This window comes from Streptomyces sp. NPDC006335 (assembly GCF_040612795.1).
In the GTDB taxonomy this organism is placed as follows: domain Bacteria; phylum Actinomycetota; class Actinomycetes; order Streptomycetales; family Streptomycetaceae; genus Streptomyces.
The window spans coordinates 298311-312080 of the sequence record NZ_JBEXQX010000008.1 but is presented as its reverse complement, the minus strand read 5'-3'; the positions used below and the strand labels follow the sequence as shown (position 1 = coordinate 312080).

Here is a 13770-nt window from a genome sequence, read left to right as displayed (position 1 = left end):
GGGAGGACAACACGGTGGCCGGCGACAAGCAAGCGGAGACGACGGTGCCCTCGGAGGCACGGGAGAAGCACGCGCAGCTCGCTGAGCAGATCGAGGAGCACCGCTTCCGGTACTACGTGAACGACGCGCCGGTCATCAGCGACGCCGACTTCGACAAGCTCCTGCGCTCCCTGGAGGCGCTGGAGGAGGAGTACCCCGAGCTGCGCACCCCCGACTCGCCGACCCAGAAGGTCGCGGGGGCGTACGAGACCGAGTTCACGTCCGTCCAGCACCGCTCGCGCATGCTCTCCCTGGACAACGCGTTCAGCGACGAGGAGCTGGCGGCCTGGGCGGAGCGGGTGGCCAAGGACGTCGGCACCACCGACTACCACCTGCTGTGCGAGCTCAAGGTCGACGGACTCGCCGTCAACCTCACCTACGAGCACGGCCGCCTCACCCGCGCGGCGACCCGCGGTGACGGCCGCACCGGCGAGGACATCACGCCCAACGTCCGCACGATCGCCGAGATCCCGGACCGCCTCACCGGCGACAAGGTCCCCGACCTCGTGGAGATCCGCGGCGAGGTCTACTTCCCGATGGAGAAGTTCGAGGAGCTCAACGCCCGTCTGGTCGAGGTCGGCGACAAGCCCTTCGCCAACCCGCGCAACGCGGCGGCCGGTTCGCTGCGCCAGAAGGACCCGCGCGTCACCGCCACCCGCCCCCTCCACATGGTCGTGCACGGCATCGGCGCCCTGGAGGGCTTCGACGGCATGACCCGCCTCTCCCAGGCCTACGACCTCCTCAAGTCCTGGGGGCTGCCCACCGCCAAGCACAACAAGGTGGTCGACGGCCTCGACGGCGTACGGGAGTTCATCGCCTACTTCGGCGAGAACCGCCACTCCGTGGAGCACGAGATCGACGGGGCCGTCGTCAAGCTCGACGAGATCCCCCTCCAGGGCCGGCTCGGCTCGACCTCCCGGGCGCCGCGCTGGGCGATCGCGTACAAGTACGCGCCCGAGGAGGTCAACACCAAGCTCATCAACATCCGCGTGGGCGTGGGCCGTACGGGCCGGGTCACGCCGTACGCCCAGGTCGAGCCGGTGACGGTGGCCGGCTCGGAGGTCGAGTTCGCCACCCTGCACAACCAGGACGTCGTCAAGCTGAAGGGCGTCCTGATCGGCGACACCGTGGTGCTGCGCAAGGCCGGTGACGTCATCCCCGAGATCCTCGGCCCGGTGGTCGACCTGCGCGACGGCAGCGAGCGCGAGTTCGTGATGCCGGCCGAGTGCCCCGAGTGCGGCACCGCGCTGCGGCCCATGAAGGAGGGCGACGTCGACCTGCGCTGCCCCAACGCCCGCACCTGCCCCGCCCAGCTGCGCGAACGCCTGTTCTACCTGGCGGGCCGCAAGTCGCTGGACATCGAGCACTTCGGGTACGTCGCCGCGGCCGCGCTCACCAAGCCGCTGGAGCCCGCGGACCCGCCGCTGACCGACGAGGGCGACCTGTTCGACCTCACCATCGAACAGCTGCTGCCCATCAAGGCGTACGTCCTCGACCAGGACAGCGGTCTGCCCAAGCGTGACCCGAAGACCGGCGAGTCGAAGGTCGCCACGGTCTTCGCCAACCAGCAGGGCGAGCCCAAGAAGAACGCCGTGGCCATGCTGGAGAACATCGCGGCCGCCAAGGAGCGTCCGCTCGCCCGGGTCCTGACCGGTCTGTCGATCCGCCATGTCGGCCCGGTCGCCGCCGAGGCGCTGGCGCGCAACTTCCGCTCCATCGAACGCATCGAGCAGGCGAGCGAGGAGGAGCTGGCGAACACCGACGGTGTCGGCTCGATCATCGCCAAGTCCCTCAAGGAGTGGTTCGCGGAGGACTGGCACCAGGAGATCCTGCGCAAGTGGCGGGCCGCGGGCGTGCGCATGGAGGAGGAGGGCTCGGGCGAGGACGAGGGCCCGCGTCCCCTCGAAGGGCTCACCGTCGTCGTCACCGGCACTCTGGAGCGCTACACCCGGGACGGGGCGAAGGAGGCGTTGCAGACCAGAGGGGCGAAAGTCACCGGTTCGGTTTCGAAGAAGACGTCTTTCGTCGTTGTGGGGGACAATCCAGGCTCCAAGTACGACAAGGCGATGCAACTCAAGGTGCCTGTTCTGAACGAGGACGGCTTCGACGTCCTCCTGGAGCAGGGACCCGAAGCGGCCACCGATGTGGCCCTTCCCACGCAGGAGTAGCCCCGAACGGCGGTTGAAGGCCACCCGATCGGCGCATACCAGATGCATACGGGTGGCCGGGGCGCATTCGGGCAACCGACGACGACCGCTGCCCGTGGAAGCCTTCTGCGGCCTACTGTTGAGATGTGCGCCTGCCGTGCCCATGGGCGGTCGGGGCAACCTCTTGCTCCTGCTGAGCAAGGGGAAGGGTTTTCCAACGCGGCGCCGTCGAGGGTTTTGTCGGGCGAACGAGCCGCGTGGCGTGGGCACCGCCGGCTGTGAGAGGGACGGGAATGGAACCGACCGAGAGCGCCGCCCCGGACTCACGGCTGCGCCGGCTCACCGGCGCGTGGCGGACGAGCCGGTGGTCCGGGCGGCCTCCGGAGTATCCGGGCGCGGAGGGACGTGCCGCCGGACAGCACACCGCGACCGGCGGCCCCGGTGCCGCCCAGCTCACCGTGGAGCGCGCCCCCGGTCTGCCGGAAGCCGAAACCGACCGCCATCTGTCCTGGCCGGCACTGCCCACGGCGGTCGTCGCGGCGGCCGGGTTCGTGCTGGGCGCGTGCTTCTACCGGGCGTTCACCGGCGGTCACGCGCTCTTCCCGTCCGGCACCGTCGGCTGGTCGCTGGCCGTCCTGACCGGCGTCATCGTCGGCCACCTCGTCGCTCTCGGCCGGGCCCGCTGGTGGGGCGGCACCGGCTCGGGCGCCGCCCTGACCCTCGCCGTCCTGGTGCTGTACGGCTGGGTGCCGGCCGGCATGGTGAGCCTCACCGTCGTGCTGCTGGTCGGCATAGCCAGGCGCCACCGCTGGCGGCAGGGCATCCTGCACGGCGCGGTGGACATCCTCGGCATAGCCGCCGGCGCCCTGGTCCTCGCCGCGTTCGGCCAGTCGCCGTCCGTCGAGACCCCCTGGAACCCCGACACCTGGACCTTCTACACCGGCCCTGAGGTGGTCCTGGTCGCCGTGGCCTATCTCGCGGTGACCCGGATCCTGGGCTGGTACCTGCACTCCTCCCGGCACGCCGGTCTGCCCACCGTGGCCCGCACCGCCCTGGTCAGACAGGGCCTGGTCGCGGTCGCGCTGCTCGGCATCGCCCCGCTGGTCTGCGTGGTCGCCACCGCCAAGCCGGTGCTGCTCCCGCTCTTCGCGATCCCCCTCATCGCCCTCGACTCCACCCTGTGGATGGCCCGGGCCCGCGCCGAGGAACAGCTGCGCGACCCGCTGACCGGACTGCCCAACCGGCAGTGGCTCCTGGAGCGCATCTGGTCCGCCCTGGACGACGCCGAGCGCATCGGCGCGCGCTCCGCCCTGATGCTCATCGACCTCGACCGCTTCCGCTCGGTCAACGACACCCTGGGCCACCTCGCCGGTGACCGGCTGCTCCTCCAGATCGCCGACCGGCTGCGGATCGCGCTCCCGCGCGGGGCGGAGGCCGCGCGGCTCGGCGGCGACGAGTTCGCCGTCTTACTGCCGGTCGCCGACTCCACGACCTCCGCGACCCGGATCGCCCGCACCCTGGTCGCGGCCCTCAGCTCCCCGCTCGACCTCGACGGGCTCACCCTCGTCCTGGAGGCCAGCGCCGGGGTCGCCGTCTTCCCCGACCACGCCCTGGACGCCGAGGGCCTGCTCCGCCGGGCGGACGTGGCGATGTACCAGGCCAAGCGGGACCGCACGGGCGTGGAGGTCTACGAGTCCAAGCGGGACTCCAACACCCCCGACCGGCTCGGGCTGCTCGGCGATCTGCGCCGGGCGCTGGACGCGCGCGAGGTGCAACTGCACTACCAGCCCAAGGTCCGCTTCGACGGACAGGTCGCCGGTCTGGAGGCCCTCGTGCGCTGGGTGCACCCGGAGCGCGGGAAGGTGCCGCCGGACGAGTTCATCGCGATCGCCGAGTCGTCCGGGCTGATGCCCCACCTCACCGAGTACGTCCTCGACACGGCCCTCGCCCAGGTCGCCGAGTGGCGGGCACAGGGCCTGTACGTCCCGGTCGCGGTCAACGTCTCCCCGCGTGACGTCCACACCCCGGGCTTCGCCGGCTCGGTCGCCGCGCGCCTCGCCCGGCACGGCGTCCCGGCGGGAGCGCTCCAACTGGAGATCACCGAACACGTCCTCCTGGAGGACCCCTCGCGGGCCGGGGACACCCTCGCCGCGCTCACCGGCCACGGCGTCAAGATGTCCCTCGACGACTTCGGCACCGGCTACTCCTCCCTGGTCCACCTGCGCCGCCTCCCCGTCAGCGAACTGAAGATCGACCGCTCGTTCGTGGCCAAGCTGGCCGTCGACACCGAGGACGCGGAGATCGTCCGCTGCACGGTCGACCTCGCCCACTCCCTGGGCCTCCTGGTCGTGGCGGAGGGCGTCGAGGACGACGAGACCTGGGAGCGGCTGCGCGACATGGGCTGCGACGCCGTACAGGGGTGGCTGGTCGCTGCGGCGATGCCGCCGGAGGAGACGACGGCGTGGCTGCTGGCGCGGGGGTCTCGGGGCTGGCAGCGGCCGAGGGCGGCGCTTCCGGCGGCGGAGTGACCTGTCCCGGCATCCTTTGGTGGGGTATGGGATCCGTCCGTCGCCGTCGGCTGCGGGAAACCGTTTAACGGCCATCCCGCCGGGACCCATAGGATTGGCCCCAAACCACACGCACTCACCCCAGAGGATCGCTGCATGCCTGGCATCACGCGCGAGGAGGTCGCCCACCTCGCACGGCTGGCGCGTCTGGAGCTGAAGCCCGAAGAGCTAGAGCACTTCGCGGGACAGCTCGACGACATCATCGGCGCGGTCGCACGCGTCAGTGAGGTCGCCGACCAAGACGTACCGCCGACCTCGCACCCGCTCCCGCTGACGAACGTCATGCGCGCGGACGAGGTCCGTCCGTCGCTCACCCCCGAGCAGGCGCTCTCCGGCGCCCCGGCCCAGGAGCAGCAGCGTTTCAAGGTGCCGCAGATCCTGGGGGAGGACTAACCGCCATGACGGACATCATCAAGCTCACGGCCGCCGAGACCGCCGAGAAGATCGCTTCCGGCGAGCTCACCGCGGTCCAGGTCACCGAGGCCCACCTGGCCCGTATCGAGGCCGTCGACGAGAAGGTGCACGCCTTCCTGCACGTCGACCGCGAGGGCGCCCTCGCCCAGGCCCGCGCCGTCGACGAGAAGCGGGAGCGGGGCGAGAAGCTCGGCCCGTTGGCCGGTGTGCCCCTCGCGCTGAAGGACATCTTCACCACCGAGGGCATCCCGACGACCGTCGGCTCCAAGATCCTCGAAGGCTGGATCCCGCCGTACGACGCGACCGTCACCAAGCGGCTGAAGGCCGCCGACGTCGTCATCCTCGGCAAGACCAACATGGACGAGTTCGCCATGGGGTCGTCGACGGAGAACAGCGCCTACGGACCCACCGGCAACCCCTGGGACCTCACCCGGATCCCCGGCGGTTCCGGCGGCGGTTCCTCGGCCGCGCTGGCCGCGCACATGGCCCCCCTCGCCATCGGCACCGACACCGGCGGCTCCATCCGCCAGCCGGCCGCCGTCACCGGCACGGTCGGCGTGAAGCCGACGTACGGCGCGGTCTCCCGCTACGGCATGGTGGCCTTCTCCAGCTCCCTCGATCAGGGCGGCCCCTGCGCCCGTACGGTCCTGGACGCGGCGCTCCTCCACGAGGTCATCGCCGGGCACGACCCGATGGACTCCACCTCCATCGACGCCCCGGTCCCGCCGGTCGTCGAGGCCGCCCGCAACGGCAGCGTCGCCGGGATGCGCGTCGGCGTGGTCAAGCAGTTCCGCGGCGAGGGCTACCAGGCCGGTGTCATCCAGCGCTTCGACGAGTCGGTGGCGCTGTTGAAGGACCTCGGCGCCGAGATCGTCGAACTGGACTGCCCGTCCTTCGACCTGGCGCTGTCCGCGTACTACCTGATCGCGCCCTCCGAGTGCTCCTCCAACCTCGCCCGCTTCGACGGCCTGCGCTACGGCCTCAGGACCGGCGACGACGGCACACACTCGGCCGAGGAGGTCACCTCCCTCACCCGTGAGGCGGGCTTCGGCCCCGAGGTCAAGCGCCGGATCATGCTCGGCACGTACGCCCTGTCGAGCGGGTACTACGACGCCTACTACGGCTCCGCGCAGAAGGTCCGCACGCTCATCACGCGCGACTTCGAGAAGGCGTTCGAGCAGGTCGACGTGATCGTCTCCCCGACGACCCCGACCACCGCCTTCCCGATCGGCGAGCGCGCCGACGACCCGATGGCGATGTACCTGGCCGACCTGTGCACCATCCCGACCAACCTGGCGGGCAACTCGGCCATGTCGCTGCCCTGCGGTCTGGCGCCCGAGGACAACCTCCCGGTCGGTCTGCAGATCATCGCCCCGGCCCTGAAGGACGACCGTCTCTACAAGGTCGGCGCCGCCGTCGAGGCCGCCTTCGTGGAAAGGTGGGGCCACCCGCTCCTGGAGGAGGCACCGTCGCTGTGAGCAAGCTGACCAAGGCCAAGGACTTCAAGAAGTCCAAGTCCGGCACGTACCTGTCCATCGCCACCACGGCGTTCGGCGCCATCGGTGTCGCCAAGCGGCTCAAGAAGGCGCGCGCCGAGAGCGACACATTGGTCCTGATCGACGCGACCGTGGCCGCCGTCGCCGTCGTCACCGGCCTCGCCGTCCTGTACCGCGAGCTGAAGCGGCTGGGCGACGACGACGTCCTGCTGGGCTGAGAGGGAAGTTACACCGTGACCACCACGACCGACCTGGTGTCGTACGAGGACGCTCTCGCGTCGTACGACCCCGTCATGGGCCTTGAGGTCCATGTCGAACTCGGCACCAAGACCAAGATGTTCTGCGGCTGTTCGACCGAGCTCGGTCAGGACGCCAACACGCAGACCTGCCCCGTCTGTCTCGGCCTGCCCGGCGCGCTCCCGGTCGTCAACGCGACCGGCGTGGAGTCGGCGATCAAGATCGGTCTCGCGCTGAACTGCGAGATCGCCGAGTGGTGCCGTTTCGCCCGGAAGAACTACTTCTATCCGGACATGCCGAAGAACTTCCAGACCTCCCAGTACGACGAGCCGATCGCCTTCAACGGCTACCTCGACGTCCAGCTGGAGGACGGCGAGACCTTCCGCGTGGAGATCGAGCGCGCCCACATGGAGGAGGACACCGGCAAGTCGACCCACGTGGGCGGCGCGACGGGCCGTATCCACGGCGCCTCGCACTCGCTCCTCGACTACAACCGCGCCGGCATCCCGCTCATCGAGATCGTCACCAAGCCGATCGAGGGCGCCGGCGAACGCGCTCCCGAGGTCGCCAAGGCGTACGTCCGTGAGTTGCGCGAGGTCATCAAGGCGCTCGGCGTCTCCGAGGCCCGCATGGAGATGGGCCAGATGCGCTGCGACGTGAACCTGTCGCTGCGCCCGAACGGCACCGACAAGTTCGGCACCCGTTCGGAGACGAAGAACGTCAACTCGCTGCGTTCCGTGGAGCGCGCGGCCCGCTTCGAGATCCAGCGGCACGCCGCCGTGCTCTCCTCCGGCGGGACGATCGTCCAGGAGACCCGGCACTTCCACGAGGACACGGGGTCCACGACCTCGGGCCGTGTGAAGGAGGAGGCCGAGGACTACCGGTACTTCCCCGAGCCGGACCTCGTCCCGGTGGCCCCCTCTCGCGAGTGGGTCGAGGAGATCCGGGCGGCCCTGCCCGAACTGCCGCTGGTACGCCGCAACCGCCTCGTCGCGGAGTGGGGCATCACGGCGCTCGACATGCAGGCGATCCTCAACGCCGGTGCGCTGGACCTGATCGTCGCCACGATCGACGCCGGTGCCGACGCGGCCTCCGCCCGCAAGTGGTGGATGGGCGAACTCGCCCGCAGCGCCAACGAGTCCGGCAAGGCGCTCGACGAACTGGCCATCACCCCGGCGCAGGTCGCCCGGGTCACCGAGCTGGTCTCGAAGGGCGATCTGAACGACAAGCTGGCCCGCCAGGTCATCGAAGGCGTTCTCGCGGGCGAAGGCACCCCGGACGAGGTCGTCGACAAGCGCGGTCTGAAGGTCGTCTCCGACGAAGGCGCCCTGGGCACCGCCGTCGACGAGGCCATCGCCGGCAACCCCGGCATCGCCGACAAGATCCGCTCGGGCAAGGTCGCCGCGGCCGGCGCCCTGGTCGGCGCGGTCATGAAGGCCACCCGTGGCCAGGCCGACGCGGCCCGCGTCAAGGAGCTGATCCTGGAGAAGCTGGGCGTCAGCGAAGGCTGAGCCGAAGCACGCGGTACGGCCCCGGAGGACATGTCCTCCGGGGCCGTACGGCTACTTGCGGCGTCCCACGAGCCGTACGAAGCCCAGCGCGCGGCCCTCGTCGGCCCGGACCATCTCGCCGACCTCGCGGGCCATCGTGCGGTGGAACTCCTCGGGGCTCTCCTCGGCGATCACCTCGCACCACAGCAGCCAGTCGCGCCAGCCGTCCGGCTGCCACTCGGCCGTCTCGACCTCGACGGCCCCGCCGCGGGTCCAGTGGCGCCGCCACCAGTCGGCGGTGTGGAAGCACCAGAAGTCCGGCTGCCACCACTGCCTGAGATGCTCGGGCGGCTCGATGCCGTCCGGCTCCTCCCGCAGCGCCGGCATCACGACCCCGATCCGCCCGCCCGGCTTCAGCAGCCGGGTCAGCGTGGGCAGGTAGAGGTCGGCCGTGCCGAAGTACTGGTACGCGTCGATGCTCACGATCGCGTCGAAGCTGCCCTCGGCGAAGGGCAGGTCGTGCGCCTCGGTGTGCACGGGCAGCACCCGGTCGGCGAAACCGGCCTCGGCGATGCGCCGCGCGTTCTCGTCCGGCCTGACCCACAGGTCGGCGGCGGTGACCTGGACGTCGTACTCCCTGGCCAGGAAGACGGAGGTCATCGCCCGGCCGCAGCCCAGGTCGAGCACACGGGCGCAGGGGCGCAGGGTGTCCAGGCCGAGGGCGGGCGCGAGCCACTCCAGCAGCCACAGCGCGTTCGGGCCCATCTGGTTCTCGATGACCCAGCGGACGTCGTAGCTGTTGCTGCGGGGGTAGCGGGCCTGGGTCAGCCGTCGGGTGAGCTCCTCATCCGAGGTCTGCGAGGTCTTCGAGGTTTTCCGGGTTTCCTGGGTGATGTCGTCCGGCATCGGTGAACGGGCTCCTTGAGTCCTGAGAGACGGAAAGGGATACGGCGGAGCTCGGTCGGACGCTCAAACAACGCACCTGCTTCGGTCGGGGGCCGGACGGGCCCGGGCTCTCTCGGCGGAACAGGCTACGCTCGCCCGCCATGAACGGTCCTGCGAATTCCGAGCCATCCGACATACAGGAGGACTACGACGGCCAGGCGCTGGACGCCAGGCGGGCCCGCTGGACGGCCTCCGGCACCGGCGCCCTGCTGGCCCTCGCCGGTCTGGCCGCGGCGGCGCTCCGCGCGGCCGGCTCCGCCCCCGCGCTCGTGCCGGCGGCCTACGGCTTCGGCGCCGCGGTGTGCGTGCTCGCGACGGTCCTGGGCGCCCGGGGGCGCACCCGCCGAGCGCTGTGGCTGCTGATCGCCGGCGTCATGGTGATGGCGCTGGGCGACCAGTTCGACTGACGTGACAGAGTGAACGTTACTGTCCTGTGATCTGTCTCCCACTCCTGTGAATAAGCGCACGATGGCGCTGAACGATCACTTTTGCCTGCAAGAGTGGACCACGCATTGCTCATACGTTCTTTGCGGGCCGTTCACCTCATGAACGACTGTTCCCGGTCAAAGATCCACAATTCACCACCCCTGGGAGCACGTTCGTGGCAGCCCTCGCACGCTGGTGTGTCCGACGACGACTGGTCGTCGTCCTCCTGTGGCTCCTCGCCCTCGGCGGAGTGAGCGCGGGCGCCGCCGTCGCAGGGTCCGCGTACTCGAACGACTACGAGGTCCCCGGCACCGAGTCGGGCCGCGCCACCCAGCTCCTCCAGGACGGCTTCCCCGACCTCGGGGGCGACAGCGACACCGTCGTCTGGCACGTCACCTCGGGCTCGGTCCGGGACGCCGACGTCGAGCAGACGATGACCGCCACCCTGAACAAGATCGCGGATCTGCCGGGAGTGGCCGCCGTGGTCGGCCCGTACGACGACGAGGGCGCCGGCCGGGTCAGCGCCGACGGCCACACCGCGTACGCCACCGTCACCTTCGCCGACTCGGCCGAGGACATCGACGCCTCCGAGGCGAAGGCGGTGGTGGACACCGCCAAGGACGCCGAGGCCGACGGGCTCCAGGTGGAGCTGGGCGGCAGCGCCATCGCCCTCACCGAGTCCTCGGGCGGCCATGTCGCCGAGGTCGTCGGAGTCCTCGTGGCCGCCGTCGTGCTGTTCCTGGCCTTCGGCTCGCTCGCCGCCTCGCTGCTGCCCATCGCCACCGCCCTGGTCGGCGTGGGCACCGCCTACGCGGGGATCGGGCTGCTCGGGCACGCCATGACCGTCGCCGACTTCGCGCCCATGCTCGGCATGCTGATCGGGCTCGGCGTCGGCATCGACTACGCGCTCTTCATCGTCACCAGACACCGGCGCGGCCTCAAACGCGGGCTGAGCGTCGCGGAGTCCATCGAGAACGCCGTCACCACCACCGGGCGCGCGGTCGTCTTCGCCGGCGCCACCGTGTGCATCGCCCTGCTGGGCATGCTGATCCTGCGGCTCGGCTTCCTCAACGGGGTCGCGATCGCCGCCTCCCTGACCGTCGTCCTCACGGTCGCCGCGTCCGTGACGCTGCTGCCCGCCCTGCTCTCCCTCATCGGCATGCGCGCCCTGAGCCGACGCGAGCGGCGCCGGCTCGCCGAGCACGGGCCCGAGCCGGAACTGCCGACCGGGTTCGCCCACCGCTGGTCCGCGTTCGTGGAACGCCACCCCAAGCTGCTCGGCGCCGTCGCCCTGCTGGTCATCACCGTCCTCGCCCTGCCCACGCTGGGCCTGCGTCTCGGCACCTCCGACCAGGGCAACGACCCGCGGCCCTCGACCACCCGGCAGGCCTACGACCTCCTCGCCGACGGCTTCGGGCCGGGCGTCAACGGCCCGCTCACGCTGGTGACTCGTGTCGACGGAGCCGAGGACAGGCTCCTCCTCGACAACCTCGACGCCACCATCCGCACCACCGAGGGCATCGCGTCCACCACCCCGGTGACCTACGACACCGGCGGCGACCTCGCCTACTTCACGATCGTCCCCGAGTCCGCCCCGCAGTCCCGGCAGACCAGCGAGCTCGTGGACCGGCTGCGCACCGAGGTGCTGCCGCGCGCCGAGACCGGCACCTCCCTGGACATCCACGTCGGCGGGATGACCGCCTCCTACGACGACTTCGCCGACGTCATCGTCGGCAAGCTGCCCCTGTTCGTCGGTGTCGTCATCGGTCTGGGCTGTCTGCTGCTCCTGCTCGCCTTCCGGTCCGTAGGCATCCCGCTGAAGGCCGCCGCGATGAACGTCGCCGCCGTCGCCGCCGCCTTCGGAGTCGTCGTGGCGATCTTCCAGTGGGGCTGGGGGAGCGAACTGCTCGGCCTGGGCCGCGCCGGGCCCATCGAACCCTTCCTGCCCGTGATCATGGTCTCGGTCCTCTTCGGGCTCTCCATGGACTACCAGGTCTTCCTGGTCAGCCGGATGTACGAGGAGTGGCTGGAGACCGGCGACAACCGGCGGGCCGTCCGCGTCGGCCTCGCCGAGACCAGCCGGGTCATCAACTCCGCCGCGGTCATCATGATCTCCGTCTTCCTCGCCTTCGTCCTCAGCGGCGACCGCGTCATCGCCATGTTCGGCATCGCGCTGGCCGCCGCCGTGGCCCTCGACGCCTTCGTCCTGCGCACCCTTCTCGTCCCCGCCCTCATGCACCTCCTCGGCGGCGCCAACTGGTGGCTGCCGGGCTGGCTGGACCGCCGCATGCCCCGCATCAGCATCGAACCGCCCGAGCGCCGCGCCGCACATGAAAGGCTGGACGAGGTCGTGGAGGAGCTGGAGAAGGAGCGGGACGGGGATGTACGCGATATCGCTGGGTGAGGACGGGGCGGAACTGCGGCCCCTGGAGCCGTGGCACGCGGAGGAGTTCCTCGCGAACCTGGAGCGGGGCCGCGAGTTCATCGGACAGTTCATCCCCTTCGGCTCCCAGGTCGTCGACGTGGCCTCCGCGCGCGAGACGCTCCAGCGCTACGCCCGGATGCGCGCCGACGACACCGGCGGCTACCACGGCATCTGGCTGGACGGAAAGCTCGTCGGCGGGGTGCTCACCCTGAACTTCGACGCCGGGCAGGGCAACTGCGAGGTCGGCTGCTGGCTGGAGCCGGCCGCGACCGGCCGCGGACTGATCACCCGGGCCATGCGGGTGCTGATCGACTGGGTGGTCGAGGAACGCGGAATCCACCGGATCGAATGGGTCGCCGCCTCCGGGAACACGGCCAGCGTCAACGTCGCCCGGCGCCTGGGAATGACCCGCGACGGAGTCCGTCGGCAGGCCCACCCCTATGGTGGCGTACGGCACGACCTCGAGATGTGGTCGATTCTCGCCCCCGAGTGGCGTGAGACACGCGCGCGTGCTGCCCGGAACGATCATTAAGAACCCTCTCAGACAGGATCCGTACGGTGCCCGACATGGGAACGAAGACTGCTGACGAAACCGGCGCCGAGACGGGCGCCGAGGCCACGACCGACGAGCAGAAGGTGAGCGTCGCCAAGACCGACGAGGTGACGGAGGCCGAGGACAGCACGGCCGCCGACGAGATCACCGCCGACGACGAGGACGAGCTGCCCGAGGCCGCCCGGGAGGAGGGCCCGACCGGCGTCGGCCAAGGCGCGGGCGCCGTCGTCTCCGCCGCCCTCGGCTTCGTCTCGCTGACCGGCAGCTGGATCGGCACCATCGCGTCCGCACGGCAGTCGCTCATCGGACAGCTGCACGCGCAGACCGCGACCTCCTCCGACGTGGCGAAGCTCCTCGACGAGGGCTACGGCGACGCCTGGAAGGCCACCGCGCTCTGGAGCGGCGTCTTCGCGCTGTTCGCCCTGGTCGTCGGTGTCGGGGTGCTGGCCCGGCCCGCCTTCGGCGCCCCCGGCAAGCCGCAGGCCGTGTGGATCAAGTCCGTCGCCTGGGGCGGGGTCGCGCTCGGGGTCATCGGCCTGCTCCTGGCCGTCCTCAAGTATACCGGCCTGCTGCTGGACCTGCCCTCCGCCGGCTGAAAAACCGCAGGTCACGAGGGGTCTCAGGGCATCCGTAGGTACCTTACGGAGCTCCTGAGGCCCCTCTCGCGCGTCTAAGGCCCCTCCGGCCCCCGAAGATGCGGAACTCTCCCGATGTGGCGGACCCCCCTCGGAGACGAAGGTGGAGGCATCGCAGAAAGCGAAGCCGGAAACCGACTCCGAGAAGGACCACACCATGTACTCCGCGTACGAGATCTCCCAGTACCGATCCGCCGAACTCATCCGCCAGGCCGAGCACGAGCGGCTCGTCCGCGAGACCCTTCGCGGCCGCCGCGCCGCCCGTCGTGAAGCCGCCGAACGCACCGCGGAGACCGATTCGCATACCGGCCGCCCCCGGCGGCACCGGTTCCTCCGCACGGCGTGAGCGCCGGGGGGAGGGAGGACGGCCGTACGGCTCTGCCCGTCCCCGCGGCC

12 protein-coding genes are annotated in these 13770 nt (G+C 70.7%); 11 read left to right on the top strand and 1 reads right to left on the bottom strand.

Annotated features, from left to right (window positions below; genetic code table 11):
* The first annotated feature begins 14 nt into the window (after positions 1-14).
* From ligA to gatB, 6 genes are all read left to right on the top strand, one after another.
* Entirely contained in the window at positions 15-2207 is a 2193-nt protein-coding gene (gene ligA / locus ABZ098_RS23895) for an NAD-dependent DNA ligase LigA (RefSeq protein ID WP_356594248.1), read from the top strand.
* Between the two features lie 272 nt (positions 2208-2479).
* Positions 2480-4714, top strand: coding sequence for a bifunctional diguanylate cyclase/phosphodiesterase (locus ABZ098_RS23890; protein WP_356594246.1), 2235 nt, complete (start codon positions 2480-2482; stop codon positions 4712-4714).
* Between the two features lie 135 nt (positions 4715-4849).
* The gene (gatC, locus tag ABZ098_RS23885) at positions 4850-5146 is read left to right on the top strand and encodes an Asp-tRNA(Asn)/Glu-tRNA(Gln) amidotransferase subunit GatC (RefSeq protein WP_007384860.1); all 297 of its coding nucleotides are present in this window, start codon (positions 4850-4852) and stop codon (positions 5144-5146) included.
* 5 nt (positions 5147-5151) lie between these two features.
* Positions 5152-6645: an Asp-tRNA(Asn)/Glu-tRNA(Gln) amidotransferase subunit GatA gene (gene gatA, locus ABZ098_RS23880; protein WP_356594243.1), complete on the top strand. Its 1494-nt coding sequence runs from the start codon at positions 5152-5154 to the stop codon at positions 6643-6645.
* Positions 6642-6881 (top strand): hypothetical protein, encoded by a 240-nt coding sequence (locus ABZ098_RS23875; protein ID WP_031051298.1) that lies wholly within the window; start codon positions 6642-6644, stop codon positions 6879-6881. Before gatA ends, ABZ098_RS23875 begins: the two co-directional genes overlap by 4 nt.
* A 15-nt stretch (positions 6882-6896) precedes the next feature.
* Positions 6897-8411 carry an Asp-tRNA(Asn)/Glu-tRNA(Gln) amidotransferase subunit GatB gene (gatB, locus tag ABZ098_RS23870; RefSeq protein WP_356594242.1) on the top strand — a complete coding sequence of 505 codons (1515 nt, stop codon included), beginning with the start codon at positions 6897-6899 and terminating at the stop codon, positions 8409-8411.
* 51 nt (positions 8412-8462) lie between these two features.
* Here gatB and ABZ098_RS23865 read toward each other — a convergent pair whose 3' ends face one another.
* Complete coding sequence (locus ABZ098_RS23865; protein WP_356594240.1) at positions 8463-9296, bottom strand: methyltransferase domain-containing protein; 834 nt, start codon at positions 9294-9296, stop codon at positions 8463-8465.
* A 140-nt stretch (positions 9297-9436) separates the two neighbouring features.
* On the opposite strand from ABZ098_RS23865, the gene ABZ098_RS23860 reads away from it, so the two are divergent.
* From ABZ098_RS23860 to ABZ098_RS23840, 5 genes are all read left to right on the top strand, one after another.
* On the top strand, positions 9437-9742 hold the full coding sequence (locus ABZ098_RS23860; RefSeq protein WP_356594238.1) for a hypothetical protein: 306 nt from the start codon (positions 9437-9439) through the stop codon (positions 9740-9742).
* A 194-nt stretch (positions 9743-9936) separates the two neighbouring features.
* On the top strand, positions 9937-12165 hold the full coding sequence (locus tag ABZ098_RS23855; RefSeq protein ID WP_356594236.1) for an MMPL family transporter: 2229 nt from the start codon (positions 9937-9939) through the stop codon (positions 12163-12165).
* On the top strand, positions 12143-12718 hold the full coding sequence (locus tag ABZ098_RS23850) for a GNAT family protein (RefSeq protein ID WP_356594234.1): 576 nt from the start codon (positions 12143-12145) through the stop codon (positions 12716-12718). The genes ABZ098_RS23855 and ABZ098_RS23850 overlap by 23 nt, the downstream gene beginning before the upstream one ends.
* A gap of 35 nt (positions 12719-12753) precedes the next feature.
* Positions 12754-13335 carry a hypothetical protein gene (locus ABZ098_RS23845; protein WP_356594232.1) on the top strand — a complete coding sequence of 194 codons (582 nt, stop codon included), beginning with the start codon at positions 12754-12756 and terminating at the stop codon, positions 13333-13335.
* Positions 13336-13531: 196 nt separating this feature from the next.
* Entirely contained in the window at positions 13532-13720 is a 189-nt protein-coding gene (locus ABZ098_RS23840; protein WP_356594230.1) for a hypothetical protein, read from the top strand.
* Positions 13721-13770 lie beyond the last annotated feature (50 nt).